This window comes from Herbaspirillum sp. C7C8 (genome assembly GCF_022627875.1).
GTDB lineage: Bacteria > Pseudomonadota > Gammaproteobacteria > Burkholderiales > Burkholderiaceae_D > Herbaspirillum.
The window spans coordinates 148,536-172,064 of record NZ_JABXGG010000001.1 but is presented as its reverse complement, the minus strand read 5'-3'; the positions used below and the strand labels follow the sequence as shown (position 1 = coordinate 172,064).

Genomic DNA, 23,529 nt, shown 5'->3' with positions numbered 1-23,529 from the left:
CTCACTTGGCAGCGCGCTTGCCCAGGTAGCGCAGATACCACTTCAGGCTTTCCAGCGGGCGTCCCTGGCGGTACATGAAGCGCGAGTGCATGCGCAGCTCCTTGGTATTGCGCGGCGCCTGGTCCAACGCCATGTCGGCCCAGGGTGAGATATCCAGATAGCGGCGGAACAGGGTGCAGGCCTCGTGCCGGCTCCATGCCGCCCACGGCTTCACGGCTCCGGCGAAGTGCACGAAGATGGCCTTGCCCACCGGCTTGAGGGCGAACTTGTTCACGTTCAGGTCGTGGATCAGGTCGTACAGGTAGTTCCACTTCGGTGAAACATGACGGGCATGGCCATTGAGGACGATGTTGAGCGCATCCTGATCGTTGAAGCGCATGTCGGTCTTGCTGTTGAGCAGGGCATCGAGCGTCTTGGGCGTAATCTCCTCGGCCAGCCATCTGGGAATATTGATGAAGATCACGCCGCCGTTGAAATACTCGTTGTGCGCCAGCCCCAGCGCCGTCACCCGGCGCTGCAGCGTGACCGGTGCATCCGGTACCACCACGGCGATCTCCTGCGAGATATCCATGTCCACCAGTTCATCGAGGCGATTGAAGCAGAGGATGTCGGCATCCAGGTAGAGCACCCGGTCGGTCACCTTGGCCAGTACCGTGGGAATGACCAGGCGCGTGAAGATCGACAGTGAATAGTGGGAATGGCCGAGGAAATGCGAGAACTGGGTGAAGTCTTCCAGGTTCAGCAGGTGCAACTCGGTCTTGACCCGATACATCGATTCCAGTTGCTTCAGGCGCCGCTGATGGTCTTCCGACACCTCGAAGGCCAGCACGTGGAAGGTGAAATGCTGGTCCGGATTATTGGCCACGATCGAGGCGATGGTGCCGCCCATGGCGCGGAAATAATTGTTGTCGACGCAAAAGGCGATATGGAAGGACGGCTTGCCATTCTCCGGTACCGCCATGATCTCTTGTTGGGTGGGGACGTTCATCAGATGGCTTTCATGACTTGTTCGACAGTCACCGCCTTGACCCAGTCGCGGCGGCCGGGCGCGGTGATGACGGTGCTATGGTCGCGGTCGACCGGCACCCACTCCGGATTCTTCTGGCGCATCAGGGCGATGACCGGTACCCGTACCGCATTGGCCAGGTGCATCACCGCCGTCTCCACCGAGATGATCAGATCGCAACAGGCGAGCATGGCCGGCAGCTGGAAGAAGTTTTCTTCGGCACTGAAGAGCTGGGTGCGCTGCAGGCCGTAACGGCCGATCACCTCGCGCGCATGGGCCAGTTCCTGCGGTACGGCGTTGACGATGAAGCAGGCATCTTCCCAGCCGGCGCGCGCCTGCATGGCCTGGATCAATGCGGCTACATGTTCCAGCGGCCAGCAGCGTTTCCTGGTCTTGGCATAGGGATTGATGAAGACCAGCTTGCCCTTGCGCAGCGCGAACTGCCACGCCTCCAGCTGGTCTTGCGCGTACTGGTGCCACTGCGCCGGGATATCGACAAAGGGGAAGCGTGCCGCGCCGCTGACGTCCAAGCTACTGAGCTGCTGGAACCAGTGCGCATAGACATCGCTGATGTGATGCTCCGGCGTGGTACTGCGATAGGGGGGCATGGCGGCATCGAGCTTGCGATAAGCCAGCAGATGATGCGGCTGGAACAGCTTGACTGATTTCTTCATGCCCACCACCCAGCCTTCGGGGCTGATCTCGCGCGCCAGTGCTGCATACAGGTGCGGACGCAGGGTGGCCAGCGAGACCACGATGGGATAGTCCTCGCGGCGCGCCTCGGCGATGGATTCGCGATAGAGCTCAGGGCTGTAGGTGCGGGTATAGACCTTGGCGAAGAAGGGGCAGGCGGCGGTCCAGTCGTACAGGGCGTATTTCTTCAGGTGCGGCCACTGGCTTGCATCGGCCGTGCGCCTTACTTCGTCCACCCACAGATGGATCTTCATATGCGGGTTCTGCGCGGCAAAGCCCTTGAAGAAGTTCTGCAGGTAAGTGAAATCTCCCAGGGCCAGGTGGGCGATGAAAAGGATCTTGTCCGACTTCTGCAGCAGTTCTGCCGGGATCAGGGTGTCGTGTTGGTGCATGGTCAGGCGGAGGCTTCCTGTTGCTGGGAGAACTGCAGGCGGTACAGGTTGGCATATACGCCTTCCTTTTGCAGCAGCTCCTGATGGTTGCCAATCTCGGCGATCTGTCCATGCGAGAGCACCACGATGCGGTCGGCGCGTTCGATGGTGGACAGACGGTGGGCGATGACGAAGGTGGTGCGGCCCTGCATGAGCCGGTCCAGTGCGGCCTGTACCGCGCGTTCGGATTCGGTATCCAGGGCCGAGGTGGCCTCGTCCAGGATCAGGATGGGCGCATCCTTGTAGATGGCACGGGCAATGGCTACGCGCTGGCGCTGCCCGCCGGACAGGCGCGAGCCATTGTCGCCGATGCGGGTCTGCAGCCCGTCAGCCAGGCCCGCCACCACGTCGGTCAGGTGCGCGGCTTCCACGGCTGCCTCTACGCGCGCCGGGTCTGGCTGGGGATCACCATAGGCGATGTTGGCCGCGAGGGTGTCGTCGAAGAGCACCGTGTTCTGGTTCACCATGGCGATCTGCTGGCGCAGGCTGAGCAGGGAGATGGTCTCGATGGGACGGCCGTCGAGCAGGATCTCGCCGGAGGTAGCCGAGTAAAAGCCAGGTACCAGGCTCACCAGGGTGGACTTGCCGCCCCCGGACATGCCCACGAAGGCGATGGTTTCACCGGCCTCGACGTGCAGGTTGATGTTCTTGAGCGCCAGTTGTTCGTGGCCGGGATAGGCGAAACCGACCTCGACGAAGTCCAGCCGGCCGGTGGCACGTCCGCTGAGGGCTTGGCCGGTGGTGCGTTCGGTGGTCTTGTCGATGAGCTTGTAGACCTCTTCGGCAGCGGCCATGCCGCGTTGCAGGGGGCCATTGATCTCGGCCAGCTGCTTCAAGGGGGTGAGCAGCATCAACATGGCCGTGATGAAGGACACGAACCCGCCCACGGTGATCTGGCCATTGCCGGACTGGATCAGGGCCATGACGATGACCACGGCCACTGCGGTGGCGGTCATGAGCTGGGTGATCGGCACCGTCGAGGAAAACGCGGCCGTCATGCGCATGGTATAGCTGCGCAGGTTCTCGGCGCGGCGGTTGAAGCGTTCCTTCTCGTAGTCCTGGCCGCCGAAGATCTTGATGACTTGCTGGGCGCGCGTGGTTTCCTCGATCACCTGGGTCATCTCGGCATTGACCGCCAGCGAGTCGCGATTGAGTTTTTTCAGGCGCTTGCCGGTGGTACGTACCACGATGGTCACCAGCGGCAGCAGTACCAGGGTGACGATGGTCAGTACCCAGTTCAGGTACAGCAGCCAGGCCAGCAGACCCAGTACCGTCAGGGCCGAGCGCAGGATGGAGGTAAACACCTTGGTCACCATGTCGATGATCTGCTGCACCTCGAACATCATGGAATTGATGACCTTGCCCACCGTATTGGTGGCATAGAACTGCACCGGCAGGTCCAGCATGCGGGCGAACATCTGGCGCCGCAGTTCATTGAGGATGCGGGTGGAGACCCAGGTCATCATGTAAGAGCTGGTAAAGGTGGCGATACCGCGGATGAAGAAGATGCCGATCACCGCCGCCGGCACCAGCCACAGCGAAAAGGCCGGCTTGCCCACGAAGCCCTTGTCCAGCAGCACCTGGAAGATATAGGGCACCACCGGCTCGGTGGCCGCCGTGACGATCATGGCAATGAAGGCGATCGCCAGCCGCTTCTTGTAGGGCCAGTGCAGGGCAGCCAGGCGTTTCATGTTGTTGGACAGCATCGGGGGAATCCTTGCTTGCAGGTCGTGCAGAGACGAAAAAGAGAGATTATGCCGTGTTCGTTGGGCTGGCAGGCACTCTTGTCATCGATTTGCAGGGGCCGGTGGGGGCCGGAGAGTCGGTGTCACGGCAGTGCGCGGGGGTATTGCCGTGCCACCCGGGCTTTACATCAGGATGATGTCGTACTGCTCCTGCTGATAATCACTCTGCACCTGCAACGACACCGGCTTGCCGATGAAGTCCCCCAGCATGGCCAGGTGCTGCGATTCCTCTTCCAGGAACATGTCCACCACCACCTGCGAGGCCAGGATGCGGAATTCGCGCGGATTGAACTGCTTGGCCTCACGCATGACCTCGCGCAGGATCTCGTAGCACACCGTGCGCGGCGTCTTGACCTGGCCGCGCCCCTTGCAGGCCGGGCAGGTCTCGCAGAGGATATGGGCCAGCGATTCGCGGGTGCGCTTGCGAGTCATTTCCACCAGCCCCAGGGTGGAAAAGCCCGATACCGAGATCTTGGTGCGGTCGCGCTGCAGCGCCTTGCCCAGTTCGGCCAGCACGGCCTGGCGGTGCTCGGCGCTCTCCATGTCGATGAAGTCCAGGATGATGATGCCCCCCAGGTTGCGCAGCCGCAGCTGGCGGGCAATGGCATGCGCCGCTTCGAGATTGGTCTTGAAGATGGTGTCATCGAAGTTGCGACCGTTGACGAAGCTGCCAGTGTTCACGTCGATGGTGGTCATCGCTTCGGTCTGGTCAACGATCAGGTAGCCGCCCGACTTCAGGTCCACCCGGCGACCCAGGGCTCGCTCGATTTCCTCTTCCACGCCGTACAGGTCGAACAGCGGCCGCTCGCCGCGATAGTGCATCAGCTTGGGCAGCACCGAGGGCGTGTAGATGGCGCCGAACTCCTGCAGCATGTGGAAGTTCTCGCGCGAATCGACCTGGATGGTGGCGGTCTGGTCGGAAACGAAGTCGCGCAGCACCCGCTGCGCCAGCGACAGGTCCTGATGCAGCAGGGTGGGAGCCGGTTTGGTCTTGGCCTGCTTGATGATGGTGGCCCAGGTGGTGCGCAGGTATTCCACATCCATCTGCAGGTCGGAGTCGGACGCATCCTCGGCCATGGTGCGGATGATGAAGCCGCCTTTTTCTTCCGGCGGCAACAGCGCCTGCACCTTGCTGCGCAGGAGTTCGCGCTCGGCTTCGTTCTCGATGCGCTGGGAGATGCCGATGTGCTTGTCCTGCGGCAGATAGACCAGCATGCGCCCGGCAATGGAGATCTGCGTCGACAGCCGAGCCCCCTTGGTGCCGATGGGGTCCTTGATGACCTGCACCGTGATGGTCTGGCCATCATGCAGCAGTTTCTCGATGGGAATGGCCGGCGCATTCTGACCATCGTGCGGACGGGCCTCCCAGATGTCGGCCACATGCAGGAACGCCGCACGCTCCAGGCCGATATCGATGAAGGCCGACTGCATGCCCGGCAGCACCCGCACCACCTTGCCCAGGTAGATGTTGCCGGCCAGGCCGCGCGAGAGGGTACGTTCGATGTGCAGTTCCTGCACGGCGCCTTGCAGGATCAGCGCCACGCGCGTCTCCTGCGGCGTGATGTTGATGAGGATGTCTTCGCTCATAGGATGCGCACGCCCGCTTGTTGTAATAGTTGAGCCGTCTCGAAGAGCGGCAGTCCCATGATACCGGAATGACTGCCCACGATATGACTGATGAACACTGAAGCCAGGCCCTGGATGCCATAGGCGCCAGCCTTGTCGTAGGGTTCCACCGTATTGCAGTAAGCAGCGATGGCCTGCTCGGTGAGCGGCGCGAAGCTGACGTCGGATTGCTGCACGATCTGCCAGACCTCGGTGTCCAGCCCGTGCGTCACGCCCACGGCCACGCTGGTCAAGACCTGATGCGTGCGGCCGGAGAGCAGGGTGATCATGCGCACGGCTTCATCGTGATCGGCCGGCTTGCCCAGGATCATGTCATCGACCACCACGGTGGTATCGGCCGAGAGCAGCGGGCGGTGCGGCAACTGGCGCAGGATCATGGTCTGCTGGGCGCTGTCGAGCTTGGCGCGGGTAACGCGGGCGACATAGTCCAGCGGGGCTTCGCCGGGCAGGACACTCTCGTCGACTTCCTTGTCCGAGAGCAGCAGTTCGAAATCGATGCCGATCTGGCGCAGCAGTTCGCGACGGCGCGGGCTTTTTGAGGCGAGGTAGATTTTGTGGTCCGCTTGTTTCATTGAGCCAGGGATGTCAAGAGCCGGTACCGGAAGGCCGGAAGCCGGCGGTGGACGCCGTCAGGCGCGGTGATACGGATGGTTCTGGGTGATCGACCAGGCGCGGTACAACTGCTCGGCCAGCATCACCCGCACCATGCCATGCGGCAAGGTCATGCTGGAGATGCGGATGAGCGTGTCGGCGCCGGCCTTGAAGCCGGGATCGAGCCCGTCAGCCCCGCCGATGACGAAGGCCACGTCGCGCCCGTCCTGCTGCCACTGCACCAGCTGCTGCGACAACTGCACCGAGGTCCAGTCGCGCCCGCGCTCGTCCAGCGCAATCACGCGCGCGCCCTTGGGCAGCGCCGCTTCGATCTTCTCGCGCTCCTGGGCCATCACGGTTTCTGCGGTGCGGCTGCCGGAGCGTTCGACGGGTTTGATTTCCTTGAGGATGATCCGGCATTCCGGTGGCATGCGCTTGGCATACTCCTGGAAGCCGGTTTCTATCCACGCCGGCATCTTGTGGCCGACGGCCGCGATGACCAGCTGCATCAAGCCTTGCTGGAACGCTTGGCGGCCGGCTTCTTGGCGGTCTCGCTCTTGGCCGGTGCCACACGCACGGTCTTGCCGGTCGGGGTCTTGGGCGCTGCCGCCTTGCGAGGGCTGGCGGCCTTGCTCGTGGTGGTCTTGCTGCCGGCCGCGGTGCCACGGGTCGTGGTGGTCTTGGCCGCCGTGGTCTTGGTGCCGGTGGTGCGGGTCGTGCCGGCAGCGGCGCGGGTGCCGGTGGTGGCCGAGGTGGTACGGGGCTTGCGCGCCGGCTTCTTCGGTGCGTCCTCGTCGTCGTCCAGGGCCTGGCTGGCTTCGACGGCTTCAGCCTGGGCGCGGGTACGGCGGGTCTTGGGGGCCGGGGCTTCGTCGACGGCGGCGCGCTTGGCGGCAGCCGAGGTGCCGGTGCGCTTGGCCGCGCCCAGCTTGACTTCCTTGTCGCCCCAGATTTCTTCCAGACGGTAGTAGGTGCGGATGGCCGGCTGCATGATGTGCACGATCATGTCACCCAGGTCGACCAGCACCCATTCACCGGTGTCCTCGCCTTCAACGCTGACGACGTTGCCGCCCTTGGCCTTGACCTTGTCGCGCACCGAGGCGGCCAGCGCCTTGGTCTGACGGTTCGAGGTACCGGAGGCAATGGCCACGCGGTCGAACAGGCTGGTCAGGTGCGAGGTGTCGAAGATGCGGATTTCTTGGGCCTTGACGTCTTCCAGGGCGTCCACGACCAGGGTTTGCAGTTTTTTGATGTCCATTATTGAGTTCGGTACAGATGTTGTTGTTCGATATAGTCTAGCACCCTGCCCGGAATCAGCGAATCGGGTCGGGTGCCGCGTTGCAGCTGGGCACGGATTTCAGTCGACGAGATATCGACCGCCAGCCCGAGGGCCAGGTAGCCGTATCCGTGCGGGGTGCTGCGGATCTCTTGCGGCGCAGCGTTGCGTCGCTTGAATTCTTCTCTCACGGCCGGCGGCACGTGCGTGTCGGCCAGCGCGAAGCCAGGCCGCGAGGCGGCGCACAGGTGCGCCAGGTCAAACAGTTCCTGCCAGTGCTGCCAGGTGTCCAGATGCTGGAGCTGATCCGCGCCCATCAGGAACACGATGGACACCTCCGGTCCCAGTTCGGCCCGCAGGGCGCGCAGGGTATCTATGGTATAGGTCGCGCTGGCGCGACGGATTTCCTGCTCATCGATGACGACCGGTACCTGCTGGCGATCGAAGGCCCGCCGCACCATTTCCACACGATCGGCCGCGGCGGCCTGCAAGCCGTGCTTCTGCCACGGATTGCCGGTGGGGATGACGCGCAGCTCGTCGGGCTGCAGCAACTGCACGAAATGCTCGGCCAGCAGGACATGGCCATTGTGCACCGGATCGAAGCTGCCGCCGAGCACGGCGATGCAGCGCTGCGCCGCAGGCGGCGCCATTACAGCCATTCCTTGTGCACCAGGAAGTCGGCATACAGCGCCGCTTCCGCACTGCCCGGCTCGGGATGCCAGTCATAGCGCCACTTTACCAGCGGCGGCATCGACATCAGGATGGATTCGGTCCGGCCACCGGATTGCAGCCCGAACAGCGTGCCCCGGTCGAAGACCAGGTTGAATTCCACATAGCGTCCCCGGCGATAGGCCTGGAAGTCGCGCTCACGTTCACCATAGGGCGTATCGCGGCGCGCCGCTACGATGGGCAAGTAGGCGTCCAGGAAGGCATCACCGACGCTGCGCTGCAGGGCAAAGGCTTGCTCGAAGGGCAGGGCGTTGAAATCATCGAAGAAGATGCCACCAACGCCGCGCGGCTCCTTGCGGTGCTTCAGGTAGAAATAGTCATCGCACCACTTCTTGAAGCGCGGATACAGGTCCTCGCCGTAGGGCTGCAGCGCAGCGCGGCAGGTGCGGTGGAAGTGGACTGCATCTTCCTTCACGCCGTAGTAGGGCGTGAGGTCCATGCCGCCGCCGAACCACCAGACTGCTTCTTCGCCTTCCGCGTGGGTGGTGAAGAAACGTACATTCATGTGCACCGTCGGCACGTAGGGATTGCGCGGATGCAGCACCAGCGACACGCCCATCGCTTCCCAGGCCCGGCCCGCCAGTTGCGGGCGGTTGGCCGCCGCCGAAGGCGGCAGGTTCTTGCCCATCACGTGCGAGAAGCCCACGCCGCCACGTTCGAGCAGGTTTCCTTCTTCCAGCAGGCGCGAGGTGCCGCCGCCACCTTCGGGGCGTTCCCACGAATCCGACAGGAAGGTCTTGCCATCGGCGGCTTCCAGGGCCGCGACGATGCGCTGTTGCAGGTCCTGCAGATAAGCCTTGACGGCGGCAGTGTTGGTGGAAGCGTTGGAATGGTGGGTCACGGCGGGTCGCTCTGATGCACGGTTACTGGACGGAAATGCGTTCCAACCCGCCATTGTACCTTGAGCGCCCCTGGCTGGGGCGCCAAAAGCCGCTCCGTGCGCCTTGCCGGGGCGGCCTTGTGGGGCATTGGCCTCAGTTTTGCGGCGGCTGTGTCGGCGCGATGTTGACCTGATAGGTCGCTGGTGCCGGCCAGCCTTCCTTCAGGCAGACCTCGGCGATGGCGTTCTGCACGTCGTTGTAGACCTGGCCGAAGTTGGGGGTGGGCGCGTGCACGCGCAGGGCAATCAGGGTCCCGGTGGCATTGAATTCCAGGATCACGATGCCAGGGGCCGGCGTCTGCAGCACGTTGGGGATGGCCTTGATGCGCTCGGAGAGTTTGGCGATGGCCTCCTGAGGATCGACCCCATAGGCAATCTGGCAACGCAGGTCGGTACGACGAGTGGCGTTGACGTTGTAATTGATGATGTTTTCCGAGAACAGCTTGTTGTTGCCGATGATCACGCGCAGGTTGTTGTCGGTGGTGATGATGGTGGTCACCAGGCCAATGTCGGAGACGCTACCGGTCTGGCCGGCCGCGGTGATGTAGTCGCCCACCTTGAAGGGGCGCAGCACCACCAGGAAGATGCCGGCCGCGAAGTTCGACAGCAGGCCCGACCAGGCCACGCCCAGCGCCACGCCGACCGCACCGATCATGGCGGCAAAGGAAGTGGTGGGGATACCGCACACTTCCAGGATGCCCATTACCAGCAGGATGCGCAGGATCACGTGCATGGCCGAGCTGGCGTAGTTGATCAGGGTGGTCTCGAACTGGCGCGCCGTCAGCACGCGGCGCACGACCTTGGACAAGGTGTTGATGAACAGGCCGCCGACGATCCAGATGACGATGGCGGCGATCACCTTGAGCCCGAAGGGAACCAGGTAGAGGTTGATCAAAGTTTCAACATTGAGCAGGTGGTCTGGCATCGATATGTCCTTTTTTTCTCGGAATGCGGGTTGTGGCGGTGGCATGCTGCCCGCAAACGCCCGTCAGGCTTGGGCGGTGGGGGCGCCATTTTTGTTGCAGCGCTGCGCACGCCTGCCAAATGAAATCCCCCGCAACACGCAGGGCGTTGCGGGGGATGGGGACGGCATGCGGCCCGGCTTAGCGCTTCAAGGCGCGCCAGCCGATGTCGCGGCGCATCTGCGAACCGGCGAAGTGGATCAGGTCGGCAGCGTCATAGGCGTGCTTCTGCGCGACCTTGACGCTGTCGCCCAGACCCACTACGCACAGCACGCGGCCGCCGTTGGTGGTCAGCTTGTCACCGTTGAGGACCGTGCCGGCGTGGAAGGTCACGCAATCGGGCGTTTCGGCCGGGATATCGGTGATCAGATCACCACGGCGCGGTTCTTCCGGATAGCCGTGCGCGGCCATGACCACGCCCAGTGCGGTGCGGCGGTCCCATTCCAGTTCGACCTTGTCCAGCGTGCCGGTGACGGCGTGTTCAAACACGGTCAGCAGATCGGTCTTCAGGCGCGCCATGATGGGCTGGGTTTCCGGATCGCCCATGCGGCAATTGAATTCCAGCGTCTTGGGGTTGCCGTCGGCATCGATCATCAGGCCCGCATACAGGAAGCCTGAGAAGGGGATGCCATCCTTGGCCATGCCCTGCACGGTGGGTACGATGATTTCGCGCATCACGCGCGCATGCAGCGCCGGGGTGACGATGGGCGCGGGCGAATAGGCACCCATGCCGCCGGTGTTGGGACCCTGGTCATGATCCTGCAGGCGCTTGTGGTCCTGGCTGGTGGCCAGCGGCAGGATGTTCTTGCCGTCGACCATGACGATGAAGGAAGCTTCTTCACCGGCCAGGAATTGCTCGATCACCACGCGCGCACCGGCGTCGCCCAGCTTGTTGTCGGAGAGCATCATGTCCACGGCCGTATGCGCTTCTTCCAGCGTCATGGCAACCACCACGCCCTTGCCGGCGGCCAGGCCGTCGGCCTTGATGACGATGGGCGCGCCCTTTTGGGCGATGTAGTCATGCGCGGCGGCAACGTCCGAGAAGGTCTGGTATTCGGCGGTAGGGATCGCATGGCGCTGCATGAAGGACTTGGCGAAGTCCTTGGAGCTTTCCAGCTGGGCCGCTTCCTTGGTGGGGCCGAAGATCTTCAGGCCGCGGGCACGGAAGACGTTGACGATACCGGCAGCCAGCGGGCCTTCCGGACCGACCACGGTCAGTGCCACGTGCTCCTGCTCGACGAAGTCGGCCAGGGCCACGGGATCGGTGATGGCGATGTTCTGCAGGCGCTCGTCGAGCGCAGTGCCGCCATTGCCGGGAGCAACATAGACCGTCTGGATGCGCGGCGACTTGGCAATGGCCCAGGCCAGCGCATGTTCACGGCCACCGGAGCCAACAACTAGGATTTTCATGGGATAGGAAGATATAAGTGGCGAATGGGGCGGAAAGGGGCGTGTTGTCCGAATCGGTTCAATTCAGGTGAATTATTCTTCGATCACGGCATTGGTATAGAGCTCCTGGGTATCGTCCAGGTTCTCCAGCGCATCCAGCAGTTTCTGCATCCTGACGCCATCCTCGCCGGCGAACACGGTTTCGGTGGAGGGCTTCATGGTGATCTCGGCGACTTCGGCCTTGAAGCCGGCCGCCTCCATGGCGGACTTGACGGCCGCGAAGTCGTTGGGGGCGGTCAGCACTTCGATGCCGCCTTCGTCGTCGGTGATGACGTCTTCGGCACCGGCTTCCAGCGCCGCTTCCATGACCGCATTCTCATCGGTGCCGGGCGCATACATCAGCTGGCCGCAGTGCTTGAAGAGAAAGGCCACCGAACCTTCGGTCCCCATGTTGCCGCCGAACTTGGAGAAGGCGTGACGCACTTCGGCCACGGTACGGACGCGGTTGTCGGTCATGCAGTCGACGATGATGGCCGCGCCGTTGATGCCATAACCTTCATAGCGCACTTCTTCATAGTTCACGCCATCCAGGGCGCCGGTGCCGCGCTGGATGGCGCGGGTCACGTTGTCCTTGGGCATGTTGGCGTCGGAGGCGCGGTCCACGGCCAGGCGCAGGCGCGGGTTGGTGTCCGGATCGCCTCCGCCCATGCGGGCGGCGACGGTGATTTCCTTGATCAGACGGGTCCAGACGCGACCGCGCTTTTCGTCCTGACGGCCTTTACGATGCTGAATATTGGCCCATTTGCTGTGTCCAGCCATGTTCAATCTTTCCTGCGAGAGAGTGAGGCCAGAACCGCCCCGCCTGCCCAGACCGCGCTCCGGGGCGCCTCGGCTAGACCGTGGGGCGCAGGTGACGCATCGCTGCAGAAGGGGACCGGCGCAGGCAGGACCGATAATACATTTCCTGGCGCCATGTTCTGACTATAATCGGGCGGGCATTTTACCATATCGCCACCCCATCATTTTTGCCTTCGAGGCCGAGCCGACATGATTAATCCGCTTCCGATCGCCACCCATTCAGGGGTGCAGCTGTGCCTGCTGCCGCAACTGGCCAACCGCCACGGCTGCATCACCGGCGCCACCGGCACCGGCAAGACCGTCACCCTGCAGGTGCTGGCCCAGGCCTTGTCCGACATCGGCGTGCCAGTCTTCATGGCGGACGTCAAGGGTGACCTCTCCGGCCTGGGCAAGGCCGGCAGCAACTCGCCCAAGACCAGCGCGCGCCTGGCCCAGCTGGGCCTGCCCGAGCCCGCCTGGGCCGCCGCGCCGGTAGCCTTCTGGGACGTCTATGGCGAGCAGGGTCATCCGGTGCGGGCCACCGTCTCCGACATGGGACCGCTGATGCTGGCCCGCATGCTCAACCTGAACGACACCCAGCAGGGCGTGCTGCAACTGGTCTTCAAGATTGCCGATGATCACGGCCTCTTGCTGCTCGATACCAAGGACCTGCGCGCCATGCTGCAGCATGTGGGCGAGAACGCGGCGCAGTTCAAGACCGAATACGGCAACATTTCGGCCGCCAGCGTGGGCGCCATCCAGCGCGGCCTGATCGCCATCGATGAACAGGGTGGCGACCGCTTCTTCGGCGAACCGATGTTGAACATCGAGGACTGGATGCAGACCGATGCGCAAGGTCGCGGCGTCATCAACATCCTCGCCGCCGACAAGCTCATGAACGCGCCGCGCCTGTATTCCACCTTCCTGCTGTGGATGCTCTCGGAGCTCTTCGAGCACCTGCCCGAGGTGGGTGACCTGGACCAGCCCAAGATGGCCTTCTTCTTCGACGAGGCGCACCTGCTCTTCGATGAAGCGCCCAAGCCGCTCCTGCAGAAGATCGAGCAGGTGGTGCGCCTGATCCGCTCCAAGGGCGTGGGCATCTATTTCGTGACCCAGAATCCGCTGGACATCCCCGACACCGTACTGGGCCAGTTGGGCAACCGCGTACAGCACGCCCTGCGCGCCTACACACCGCGCGACCAGAAGGCGGTGCAGGCCGCCGCCGAGACCTTCCGTCCCAATCCCATGGTCAACACCGCCCAGGCCATCGCCGAACTGGGGGTGGGCGAGGCCCTGGTGTCCTTCCTGGACGAGAAGGGCCGGCCCAACATGGTCGAACGCGGCTACGTGCTGACACCGGCCTCGCAGATCGGTCCGCTCAGCGACCCGGAGCGGCGTGCCCTGATCGCGTCCTCGCTGGTGGCCGGTGTCTACGAACAGGCCATTGACCGCGAATCGGCCTATGAACGCCTGAAAGGCCGTGCCGTGCAGCAACCGCAGTCCGCCCCGGCCCCGGTCCCGCAAGAAGCCCCGGCACCGGTGGATGACAACGCCTGGGGCGCTTCGGCTGGCCGCACTGCACCGGCCCCGGCCAGCACCTCGCGTCCCGGCGGCGGTACGCGCATGCCGCCACCCCGGCCACAACCATCGCCCGCACCGTCACAAGGCCAGAGCGGCGGCCTGGGGGATCTGCTCAAGGATGCCGCCGGCGGTATCTTCGGTAGCGGCAGTGGCAGCCGCCGCAGCGATTCGCCCTTGCAGGCCATGGTCAAGTCGGCCGCGCGCAGCATCGGTTCGCAGGTTGGCCGTGAACTCATTCGCGGCGTGCTCGGCACCCTGATGAAGAAACGCTGATCCGCCACCGCCCGCGCTGTCCGGACATCCGTACGGCGCGCGGGCAGCCCAGGGTTTACAATCGCGGCCATGACTGCCGCTCACTCCCCCGTCCATTCCACCCCGCGCCAGGCCTTCCTGGGCGGCTTGCTGCTGGCCATCGTCGGCGCCATTTTCTTTTCCGCCAAGGCCATCGTGGCCAAGCTGATGTACCGCTATCAGGTCGATGCGGTCATGGTGATCACCTTGCGCATGGTGTTTTCCTTCCCCATGTTTGCCGCCGTGGCACTGTGGAAGGCCCGCACCCAGCCGCCGCTGGCGCGCGCCGACGTCCTGCGCATCGTGGTGCTGGGCTTGATGGGCTATTACCTGTCGAGCTTCCTCGATTTCCTCGGGCTGCAATACATCTCCGCCGGGCTGGAACGGCTGATTCTGTTCCTCACCCCTTCCTTCGTGATGCTGATCGCTTTTTTCTTCTTCAAGCGCAAGGTCGGTGCGATCGAATGGGGCGCGCTGCTCGTGTCCTACTTCGGCACCGTGCTGGTGCTGCAGCATGATCTGCACACCGGCGGCAGCAACGTCCTCCTCGGCAGTGCCCTGGTGCTGGGCTCGGCCTTGAGCTATTCGATCTATCTGATTGCTTCCGGCGAGCTGGTCAGGCGGGTCGGCGCGGTGCGGCTGGTGGCCTATGCCATGTGCGTCTCCAGCGTGGCCTGCGTGATCCAGTTCTTCGTGTTGCGCGCTCCCTCTGATCTGGTCACGCAGGTGGCGGCGGTGTACCAGCTGTCCTTGTTCAACGCCGTGTTCTGCACCGTGCTGCCGGTGTTCCTGACCATGGTGGCGGTCTCTCGCATCGGTGCGCCCACTGCCGCCCAGGCCGGGCTGGTGGGGCCGGTGTCGACGCTGTTCATGGGCGCGGTCTTGCTGGATGAGCCCATCACCGGCATCCAGCTGGCCGGCACCGCCCTGGTGCTGGCCGGCATGTGGCTGCTGTCGCGCAAGAAGCGCTGAGGCGTTTTATACTGCCTCACAAAAGTGAATTTTCAGGCGCGAAACCGAGCACCAACCACCAACCAGGAGACCCAGATGGCAAAAGCAATCCGCATGAGCAAGACCGGCGGCCCCGAAGTGATGGAATACGTGGACGTGGAAGTGGGCGAGCCAGGCCCCGGTGAAGTCCGCATCCGCCACGCTGCCGTCGGCCTGAACTTCATCGATTGCTACTTCCGCTCCGGTCTCTATCCCCAGCCGCTGCCCGCCGGACTGGGGCAGGAAGGCGCCGGCACCATCGAAGCGGTGGGGCCGGGCGTGGCCGGTTTCCAGGTCGGCGACCGCGTGGCCTACGCAGGCCGCCCCAATGGGGCCTACTGCGAAGCGCGGGTGATGCCCGCTGACATCCTGGTCAAGCTGCCCGATGCCATCAGTTTCGATACCGCCGCCGCCATGATGCTGCAGGGCATGACCGTGCAATACCTGCTGCGCCAGACCTATGTCGTGCAGCCCGGCGAGACCATCCTGTTCCACGCCGCGGCCGGCGGTATCGGCTTGATCGCCTGCCAGTGGGCACGCGCGCTGGGTGTGAACCTGATCGGCACGGTCAGCAGCGACGAGAAGGCTGCGCTGGCCAAAGAACATGGCGCTGCCCACGTGATCAACTACAAGACCGAAAACTTCGTCGACCGCGTCAAGGAAATTACCGGCGGCAAGGGCGTCCCGGTGGTCTACGACTCCATCGGCAAGGACACCTTCACCGGCTCGCTGGATTGCCTGCGCCCGCGCGGCATGATGGTCAGCTTCGGCAATGCCTCCGGTCCGGTGGCGCCGTTCGGCGTGTCCGAACTGGCTTCCCGCGGCTCCTTGTTCCTGACCCGGCCTTCGCTGGGCAACTACATCTCCACCCGCGCCGAACTCGACGCCACCGCCGGTGACCTGTTCGACATGGTCGAGAGCGGCAAGATCAGCATCGAGATCAACCAGCGCTATGCCTTGAAGGATGCAGGCCAGGCGCATGCCGACCTGGAAGCGCGCAAGACCACCGGTTCGACCATCCTGATCCCCTGATGGCCGCCTGATTCATCCCGACTGACGCCAGCCACAAGAGAAAGCCTCATGGACCAGCCACCGCGCGAGCCCGGCCTCGACAACCCCATGGGGCATCCCCCCGAGCAGGCCACAGGCAACGACGGCTCGCCCAAGTTCGGGCGGCTGTTGCTCGTGCTGATCTGCGCGGTGCTCATGATCGTCTTCATCACCTTTGCCAGCGAAGCCTATTTTTCCTAGTTTTTTGCCGAATATCGAAATTATTCGGCATGGATCTCGCAAGTTATCGGTTTTTGCTCACGACTATGCGCAGATCGCGCATTTTTCTCCGTCTTGATCGTCAAATGCAGCCTTTGACGTTTGGGTGAGTTTCTTCACCCGAGCGCCTCCAGGGAGAACATTTTTGGCGGGAGAGGGAGATGGGAAGGAGCTGGCGTACGGTCGTCGTCCGGTGTGGCCGACTGGCCTTGGCATTGGCGTGGGCATGCGGCCTGCACGGGATGGCGGCAGCCGAGAACGGGGTCACAGCGCAAGAGATCGTCCTGGGCCAGTCCTCGCCCTTTACCGGACCGGCCGCCGAGGTCGGCCGGGATTTTCAGGAAGGAGCGCGCAGCTATTTTGCCCAGGTCAATGCCCGCGGCGGCGTCCATGGCCGACGCGTGCGGCTGTTGAGTCTGGATGACGGCTACGATCCTGAACGCACCCTGGCCAATACCCAGCAACTGATCTGGCGCGACAAGGTCTTCGCGCTGTTCGGCTTTTCCGGCACGCCTACGGTCCTGGCGGCATTGCCGGCCATCCGCGAGGCCGGTATTCCGCTGATTGCGCCGCACACGGGCGCGGTCGCCCTGCGCGAGCCTTTCCATCGCCTGATCTTCCACGTACGCGCCAGCTACGCGCAGGAAACCGACTTCCTCCTGCGCCAGTTGCAAGGCAATGGACGGGTGAGGGTGGCGGTGTTCTACCAGAACGACGAGCTGGGCAAGAGCCTGCTGGAGAACCTGCGCCAGCGCGTGAGCGTCTACGGCCTGACCCTGGTGGGCAGCCGGCCCATCGAGCGCAACAGCGATGAGGTTTCGGCCGCGGCAGAAAAATTCATGCAGATGCGCCCCGATGTGGTGATCCAGGCGGTGTCGTATCGACCGGCGGCCGCGCTCATCACGCACATGCGCGCAGCCGGCTATCTGGGAGGTTTTTCCAATTACTCCTTCGTCGGCAGCCAGTCGCTGGCCGCGCGCCTGCAGCAGGCCGGTGTCGGCACCGAGATTACCCAGGTGGTGCCGTTCCCCAACAAGGCCAGACTGCCCATCGTCTATGAGTATCAGAAAGCCATGGACAGCAGCGCCTCGCGTGCGGGCTGCAACTTCATCGGTCTGGAGGGCTACATCGCTGCCCGCGTGCTGGTGGAGGGCCTGCGCCGTGCCGGTCCCCATCTCACGCGTGCCGGCCTGATCCGGGCGCTGGAGAGCATCACCCCGGCCAACTACGATGGTGGCGGTTTCAGTCTGCATTTCAGCCGCACCGATCACAGCGGTTCGGATTTCGTCGACCTGACCGCCATCGGCACGGGCGGGCGCTTCATCAATTGAGGGGCAGCGCGGCGGGCCAGCAGGCCGGGTCGGTGTTGGGCTACACTGTGGCGCTGCGCCCGGCGACCGGTCGGACGCTTCCGCCACCTTCATTGCAAGGACTTACCGTGACCGGCTCCCGTTCTCCTTCCCTGGCTGCGCCCCATTACTCGGGGGTGGCGCTGATGGCCGCCTGCAGCGCCGGCTTCCTGTGGGGCACCGGTGCCCTGGTGGTCAACATCCTGATTGCGCAATACGGTTTTGCTCCCGGCGACATCTCCTTCTGGCGCTTTGCGGTGGGTGCCGTCTTCCTGTGCCTGGTGTTCGGCACCCGCATCCATCTGCCGACCCTGCGCACGTTGCTGCTGCCCGTGCTGCTGGCCGGTACCACCATGGCGGGTTACGTGCTGTGCTGGTTCCTCGGGATAGAGCGCATCGGCGCGGCTATTCCCACCCTCATCGCTCTGTGCCTGCCGCCGGTGTTCTCCACCTTGATCGCGCTGCTGCGCGGACAGGACAGGCTGGACTGGACGCTGGCGACCGTACTGACCGCTGCCCTGGGCGGCACCGTGCTGATCGTGGCGCGGCACCAGAGCGCCGATACGGCGGGGTCGGGCCAGATGGATCTGATGATCGGCCTGCTCTGTTCGGTGGCCTCGGCGCTGCTCTATACCGGCTTCACGCTGGTCAGCGGACGGCTCTCCGCGGCCCTGGGGGCAGGACCATCGGCCACCTGCCTGACCGTGGTGGCGGCCCTGGTGATGGGCCTGGCCAGCCTGGCCCGGCCGCTGCACTGGCCCAGCGGCCTGCCGCCGCAGGCCTGGTATCTCTACCTGGGCGTGGTCACGGCGGCCCTGGCGCTGCTGGTGTTCAGCTGGGGCGCCGCGCGCCTGACCCCTACGGCCCTGACCGTGGCCACGCTCATCGAGCCGCTCACCGCCGTGCTGCTGGCGGCCCTGCTGCTGGGGCAGACCCTGAGCCCCAGCCAGTGGCTGGGCGGCGCGCTGCTGCTGTTGAGCATCTGGGGACTGGGCAAGCGGCTGGGACGGCCGCCGCATGGCTGAGGACGATCAGTCCTCCGGCTGGCCGTTCTTGTCGACCTTGATGCGGATGTGCCGCGTCACCCCGCTGGGGCCGGGGAAGTCATCAAAGGCGGCGCGTACCATGGCCGGCATGGCCTCCGCCAATCCAGCGCGCTGGCCTTCGCTGTCCACCACCACATCGAACAGCTTCTTGCCGTCGCTGGCCTGGCTGATGCCGATCTGCAGCCGCCGCAGGAAGACCGGATAGCTGGTCGTCTGCATCGGTGCGCCATACCAGAAGGGATCGTAGAAGGGACCATAAGGCCCGTAGAAGCCGAACGGACGTGGTCCGAAGCGCCCCCAGCCCGGACCCGGACCATAGAAGAAGGGATCGTAGGCCGGCTGGCTCACCACCACCTGCCCGGTATTCATGCCGTAGCTGAAGCTGACCTGCAATTGCGCCGACTTCAGATCACGTGCCTCGGTAAATCCCAGGAACTGCAGCTCCTGGCGGATCAGGCCGGCATAGTTCTGGTATTGCAGGTCGTTTTCCTGGTCCTTGGCCGGGGCGAAGGCATAGTCCTTCTGGTTGTCGCCGGGCGACCAGGCGTGGAAAGCGGTGACGTTGCTCTCGATGACCGAGGCGCAACCGGAGAGCAGCAAGCTGGCCGCTGCAAGAAGGGGGTAAAGCCAGCGTTTCATGAACGAACTCCATCAGAAAAAGGTCCGGCATCGGGTGCAAGGCCAGGATGCCATGGGCAGGGCGCTTGCGCGGCGATATGAAGCAAAAGGCAGAAAGCCGGGCCTGGTCAGACTCTGCGCGAGGCCATTTTGATCCCGGGCGGCGAGTGCTCGCCGCAAAGCCGCATGGCGCCTGCCCGGCGCATCCCGATACGGGGCAAGTGCCGGTTTGGTCATTGTACTGGCCAGAGGGCGATATGAACCATGTTTCCCGCCGATGGTCCCTGAGGAAGGACGGCGCAGCAATTCAGGCCGATTCCATTCGCGCAGTGCGGGATGATTGGTAAAATCGGGTTTTTGCTGCACCTGAATTGGCTTTCCGCTGTCTTAGCCTTCACCTTAGCCATCATTTTTGACCTCCATTTCCCTTCCCGGACAGGCCTCCATGCGCACCGATACGCCCCAGACGATCTACCGTAAAGACTACGCCGCTCCCAATTACCTGGCCGACACCGTCGAGATGGGTTTCGACCTTGATCCCGCCGACACCCGTGTAGCCACCCGCATTACTCTGACCCGCAACCCCGCCGCCCGCGGCCGCGACCTGGTGCTCTTCGGCGAAGAGCTGGAACTGGTGGCCCTGCGCCTGAACGGCAAGACGCTCTCGCAGGCCCAGGGCGATTTCCGCATCGCCGGCGGTGTGCTGACCATCCCCGCCGCCCCGGCCAAGGTGACGCTGGAGATCGAGACCCTGGTGCATCCGGACCGCAATACTTCGTTGATGGGCCTGTATGTGTCCAACGGCAATTTCTTCACCCAGTGCGAAGCCGAAGGTTTCCGCAAGATCACCTACTTCCCGGACCGTCCGGACGTGATGGCCAAATTCACCGTCATGCTGCGCGCCGACAAGGCCCGCTATCCGGTGCTGCTGTCCAACGGCAACCTGATCGAGCAGGGCGACCTGCCCGATGGCCGCCACTACGCCAAGTGGGAAGATCCGTTCAAGAAGCCCTCTTACCTGTTCGCCCTGGTGGCCGGCCAGTTGGTCTGCCAGGAAGAAACCGTGCGCCTGCATTCGGGCCGTGATGCGCTGCTGCAGGTGTGGGTGGAAGAGGGCAACCTCGACAAGACCCAGCACGCCATGGATTCGCTCAAGAACAGCATCACCTGGGACGTCGAACGCTTCGGCCTGGACCTCGACCTGGACCGCTTCATGATCGTCGCCGTCGGTGACTTCAACATGGGCGCCATGGAAAACAAGGGCTTGAACATCTTCAACACCAAGTACGTGCTGGCCAATCCGCGCATCGCCACCGATGTCGACTTCGCCAACATCGAAGCGGTGGTCGGCCACGAGTATTTCCACAACTGGACCGGCAACCGCGTCACCTGCCGCGACTGGTTCCAGCTGTCCCTGAAGGAAGGTCTGACCGTCTTCCGCGATCAGGAATTCTCGGCCGACATGATCGGCAGCGACAGCGGCCGCGCCGTCAAGCGCATCGATGATGTGCGCGTGCTGCGCCAGGCGCAGTTCCCGGAAGATGCCGGTCCGATGGCACACCCGGTGCGTCCCGACTCCTTCGTCGAAATCAACAATTTCTACACCGTCACCGTCTACGAAAAGGGCGCTGAGGTCGTGCGCATGTATCAGACCCTGCTGGGCCGAGAGGGCTTCCGCAAGGGCATGGACCTGTACTTCAAGCGCCACGATGGCCAGGCCGTGACCTGCGACGATTTCCGCGCCGCCATGGCCGATGCCAATGGCCGCGACCTGTCGCAGTTCGAGCGCTGGTACAGCCAGGCCGGCACGCCCCTGGTACAAGCCGCGGTCGACTACGATGCCAAGCGCAAGACCCTGACCCTGACGCTGGAACAAAGCTGCCCGGCCACGCCCGGCCAGAAGAAGAAACAGCCCTTCCACATCCCGGTGGCCGTGGGCCTGCTGGATGCGCAAGGCCGTGACCTGGCGCTGACCCTGCAAGGCGAGAAGAAGGCCGGTGCCACCACCCGCGTGCTGGAACTGACCAAGGCCAAACAGAGCTTCACCTTCATCAACGTCGATGCAAAACCGGTGCCCTCGCTGCTGCGTGGATTCTCCGCCCCGGTGGTCCTGCAATACGATTACAGCGATGCCGAACTGGCCTTCCTGATGGCGCATGACAGCGATGCCTTCAATCGTTGGGAAGCCGGCCAGCGCCTGGCCACGCGTCGCCTGTTGAATCTGACGGTGGCCGTGCAGGCCGCGCGCCAGTCCGGCCACGTGGTGGCGGTCGACACCGTGCTCAACAACATCGAGCACGATGGTGCCCTGGCTGAAGCCCTGCGTGCCACCCTCAAGGACGAGTCGCTGGACCCGGCCTTCCGCGAACTGGTACTGACCCTGCCGTCGGAGACCATGATCGCCGAACAGATGGAAGTCATCGACCCGCACGCCATCCACGTGGCGCGCCAGTTCCTGCGCCGCTCGCTGGCGCGCGAACTGCGTGAGGACCTGCTGGCCGTGTATCGCGCCCACCAGACCCCGGGCGCCTACAGCCCCGACGCCGCATCGGCCGGCCACCGTGCCTTGAAGAACGTGGCCCTGTCCTACCTGGCCGAGCTCGATGATGAAGAAGCCATGGCCCTGGCCCAGCAGCAGGACCAGGACGCCAACAACATGACCGACCGCCTGGCCGCGCTGTCGGCGGTCTTGAACAGCGCCGCCCCCGGCAAGAGCGAAGCGCTGCAGCGCTTCTATGCCGAGTTCGAACAGGAAGCCCTGGTCATCGACAAGTGGTTCACCCTGCAGGCCACGGCCCGCAATGCCGATGTGAACACCGTGCGGACATTGACCGAGCATCCGGCCTTCACGTTGAAGAACCCCAATCGCGCCCGCAGCCTGATCTTCAGCTTCTGCAACGGCAACCCCTCGGCCTTCCATGCGCTGGACGGCAATGGCTATGCCTTCTGGGCCGAACAGGTGATCGCCTTGAACGCCAGCAATCCGCAAGTGGCCGCTCGCCTGGCGCGCAGCCTGGACCGCTGGCGCAAGTACACTCCGGCGCTGCAGGAAAAGATGCGCCTGGCCCTGCAACAGGTTGCAGCCACGCCCAAACTCTCGCGCGACGTGGCCGAAGTCATCACCAAGGCCCTGGCCGATTGATCTGTCAGACAGATAAATGACCCCTCACTCATTCATCCGATTCATTAAATAAAAACCACTGCAAGGAAGACCACCATGAAACGCATCAGCCTCACGCAACACCTGATCGAGCAGCAGCGCCTGCACAACAAGATCCCGTCCGAGCTGCGCCTCTTGATCGAAGTCGTCGGCCGTGCCTGCAAGTCGATCTCGCATGCGGTTGGCAAGGGCGCGCTGGGCGAAGTGCTGGGCAGCGCCGGCAGCGAAAACGTACAGGGTGAAGTGCAGAAGAAGCTGGACGTGATCTCCAACGAGATCCTGCTGGAAGCCAATGAATGGGGCGGTCACCTGGCGGCCATGGCCTCGGAAGAAATGGAGACCATCCACCGCATCCCCAACCGCTACCCCAAGGGCGAATACCTGCTGATGTTCGATCCGCTGGACGGCTCCTCCAACATCGACGTCAACGTCTCCATCGGTACCATCTTCTCGGTGCTGAAGGCCCCGGAAGGCATGACCGAGCCGACCGAGCAGGACTTCATGCAGCCCGGCACCAAGCAGGTCGCCGCCGGCTATGCCGTCTATGGCCCGCAGACCGTGCTGGTGCTGACCACCGGCGACGGCGTGCACTGCTTCACGCTGGACCGTGAAATGGGCGCCTGGGTGCTGACCCAGAAGGACATCAAGATTCCCGAAGACACCAAGGAATTCGCCATCAACGCCTCCAACCAGCGTCACTGGTTCCCGCCGGTCACCCGCTACGTGGATGAAATGCTGGCCGGTTCCACCGGTGTGCGCGGCAAGGATTTCAACATGCGCTGGATCGCCTCCATGGTGGCCGACGTGCATCGCATCCTGAACCGCGGCGGCATCTTCATGTACCCGGCCGATGCGCGTGAGCCTGGCAAGCCGGGCAAGCTGCGCCTGATGTACGAAGCCAACCCGATGGCCTTCATCGTCGAGCAGGCCGGTGGCGCCGCCACCGACGGCCAGCAGCGCATCATGGACATCCAGCCGGAAAAGCTGCACCAGCGTGTGGCCGTGTTCCTGGGGTCGAAGAATGAAGTCGAGCGCGTGACCTCGTATCACAAGGAGTAAT

21 protein-coding genes are annotated in these 23,529 nt (G+C 63.8%); 8 read left to right on the top strand and 13 right to left on the bottom strand.

The window, feature by feature from the left end; genetic code table 11:
- Window position 1: 1 nt before the first annotated feature.
- The 12 genes from HWE01_RS00785 to HWE01_RS00730 form a co-directional block, all read right to left on the bottom strand.
- The gene (locus HWE01_RS00785; protein ID WP_241820848.1) at window positions 2–988 is read right to left on the bottom strand and encodes a glycosyltransferase family 8 protein; all 987 of its coding nucleotides are present in this window, start codon (window positions 986–988) and stop codon (window positions 2–4) included.
- Window positions 988–2,091, bottom strand: a complete 1,104-nt coding sequence (locus tag HWE01_RS00780; RefSeq protein ID WP_241820847.1) for a glycosyltransferase family 9 protein — start codon at window positions 2,089–2,091, stop codon at window positions 988–990. Before HWE01_RS00780 ends, HWE01_RS00785 begins: the two co-directional genes overlap by 1 nt.
- Before the next feature lie 2 nt (window positions 2,092–2,093).
- Entirely contained in the window at window positions 2,094–3,836 is a 1,743-nt protein-coding gene (gene msbA, locus HWE01_RS00775; RefSeq protein WP_241820846.1) for a lipid A export permease/ATP-binding protein MsbA, read from the bottom strand.
- A 162-nt stretch (window positions 3,837–3,998) separates the two neighbouring features.
- On the bottom strand, window positions 3,999–5,462 hold the full coding sequence (rng, locus tag HWE01_RS00770) for a ribonuclease G (protein ID WP_008331299.1): 1,464 nt from the start codon (window positions 5,460–5,462) through the stop codon (window positions 3,999–4,001).
- Window positions 5,459–6,073: a Maf family protein gene (locus tag HWE01_RS00765; protein WP_241820845.1), complete on the bottom strand. Its 615-nt coding sequence runs from the start codon at window positions 6,071–6,073 to the stop codon at window positions 5,459–5,461. The genes rng and HWE01_RS00765 overlap by 4 nt, the downstream gene beginning before the upstream one ends.
- Before the next feature lie 57 nt (window positions 6,074–6,130).
- Window positions 6,131–6,601, bottom strand: coding sequence for a 23S rRNA (pseudouridine(1915)-N(3))-methyltransferase RlmH (gene rlmH, locus HWE01_RS00760; RefSeq protein WP_006464668.1), 471 nt, complete (start codon window positions 6,599–6,601; stop codon window positions 6,131–6,133).
- Window positions 6,601–7,350, bottom strand: a complete 750-nt coding sequence (gene rsfS, locus HWE01_RS00755) for a ribosome silencing factor (protein WP_241820844.1) — start codon at window positions 7,348–7,350, stop codon at window positions 6,601–6,603. Before rsfS ends, rlmH begins: the two co-directional genes overlap by 1 nt.
- A complete protein-coding gene (locus tag HWE01_RS00750; protein WP_008331281.1) occupies window positions 7,350–8,018 on the bottom strand; it encodes a nicotinate-nucleotide adenylyltransferase in 669 nt (222 codons plus the stop codon). Before HWE01_RS00750 ends, rsfS begins: the two co-directional genes overlap by 1 nt.
- Window positions 8,018–8,938 (bottom strand): oxygen-dependent coproporphyrinogen oxidase, encoded by a 921-nt coding sequence (hemF, locus tag HWE01_RS00745; protein ID WP_175344012.1) that lies wholly within the window; start codon window positions 8,936–8,938, stop codon window positions 8,018–8,020. Before hemF ends, HWE01_RS00750 begins: the two co-directional genes overlap by 1 nt.
- A 133-nt stretch (window positions 8,939–9,071) precedes the next feature.
- Window positions 9,072–9,902 (bottom strand): mechanosensitive ion channel family protein, encoded by an 831-nt coding sequence (locus HWE01_RS00740; RefSeq protein WP_008331279.1) that lies wholly within the window; start codon window positions 9,900–9,902, stop codon window positions 9,072–9,074.
- Between the two features lie 178 nt (window positions 9,903–10,080).
- A complete protein-coding gene (gene purD / locus HWE01_RS00735) occupies window positions 10,081–11,349 on the bottom strand; it encodes a phosphoribosylamine--glycine ligase (RefSeq protein ID WP_008331278.1) in 1,269 nt (422 codons plus the stop codon).
- A gap of 72 nt (window positions 11,350–11,421) precedes the next feature.
- The gene (locus tag HWE01_RS00730) at window positions 11,422–12,147 is read right to left on the bottom strand and encodes a YebC/PmpR family DNA-binding transcriptional regulator (RefSeq protein ID WP_008331277.1); all 726 of its coding nucleotides are present in this window, start codon (window positions 12,145–12,147) and stop codon (window positions 11,422–11,424) included.
- Window positions 12,148–12,375: 228 nt separating this feature from the next.
- Here HWE01_RS00730 and HWE01_RS00725 point away from each other — a divergent pair, with 228 nt between their 5' ends.
- The 6 genes from HWE01_RS00725 to HWE01_RS00700 all read left to right on the top strand — a co-directional run bounded on the left by HWE01_RS00725 (window position 12,376) and on the right by HWE01_RS00700 (window position 18,670).
- Complete coding sequence (locus tag HWE01_RS00725) at window positions 12,376–14,019, top strand: helicase HerA-like C-terminal domain-containing protein (protein WP_241820843.1); 1,644 nt, start codon at window positions 12,376–12,378, stop codon at window positions 14,017–14,019.
- A 69-nt stretch (window positions 14,020–14,088) separates the two neighbouring features.
- Window positions 14,089–15,009: a DMT family transporter gene (locus HWE01_RS00720; protein WP_008331269.1), complete on the top strand. Its 921-nt coding sequence runs from the start codon at window positions 14,089–14,091 to the stop codon at window positions 15,007–15,009.
- Between the two features lie 75 nt (window positions 15,010–15,084).
- Window positions 15,085–16,059 (top strand): quinone oxidoreductase family protein, encoded by a 975-nt coding sequence (locus tag HWE01_RS00715; protein ID WP_008331264.1) that lies wholly within the window; start codon window positions 15,085–15,087, stop codon window positions 16,057–16,059.
- A gap of 48 nt (window positions 16,060–16,107) precedes the next feature.
- Window positions 16,108–16,278, top strand: coding sequence for a hypothetical protein (locus HWE01_RS00710; protein ID WP_241820842.1), 171 nt, complete (start codon window positions 16,108–16,110; stop codon window positions 16,276–16,278).
- A 260-nt stretch (window positions 16,279–16,538) separates the two neighbouring features.
- Window positions 16,539–17,627 (top strand): ABC transporter substrate-binding protein, encoded by a 1,089-nt coding sequence (locus tag HWE01_RS00705; protein WP_241820841.1) that lies wholly within the window; start codon window positions 16,539–16,541, stop codon window positions 17,625–17,627.
- A gap of 107 nt (window positions 17,628–17,734) precedes the next feature.
- Window positions 17,735–18,670 carry a DMT family transporter gene (locus tag HWE01_RS00700; protein ID WP_241820840.1) on the top strand — a complete coding sequence of 312 codons (936 nt, stop codon included), beginning with the start codon at window positions 17,735–17,737 and terminating at the stop codon, window positions 18,668–18,670.
- A 6-nt stretch (window positions 18,671–18,676) separates the two neighbouring features.
- Here the strand turns inward: HWE01_RS00700 and HWE01_RS00695 are convergent, their stop codons facing one another.
- Window positions 18,677–19,330 (bottom strand): DUF4136 domain-containing protein, encoded by a 654-nt coding sequence (locus HWE01_RS00695; RefSeq protein WP_008331254.1) that lies wholly within the window; start codon window positions 19,328–19,330, stop codon window positions 18,677–18,679.
- 424 nt (window positions 19,331–19,754) lie between these two features.
- On the opposite strand from HWE01_RS00695, the gene pepN reads away from it, so the two are divergent.
- Window positions 19,755–22,451, top strand: coding sequence for an aminopeptidase N (gene pepN, locus HWE01_RS00690; protein ID WP_241820839.1), 2,697 nt, complete (start codon window positions 19,755–19,757; stop codon window positions 22,449–22,451).
- A gap of 75 nt (window positions 22,452–22,526) precedes the next feature.
- Window positions 22,527–23,528, top strand: coding sequence for a class 1 fructose-bisphosphatase (locus HWE01_RS00685; RefSeq protein ID WP_008331252.1), 1,002 nt, complete (start codon window positions 22,527–22,529; stop codon window positions 23,526–23,528).
- Window position 23,529 lies beyond the last annotated feature (1 nt).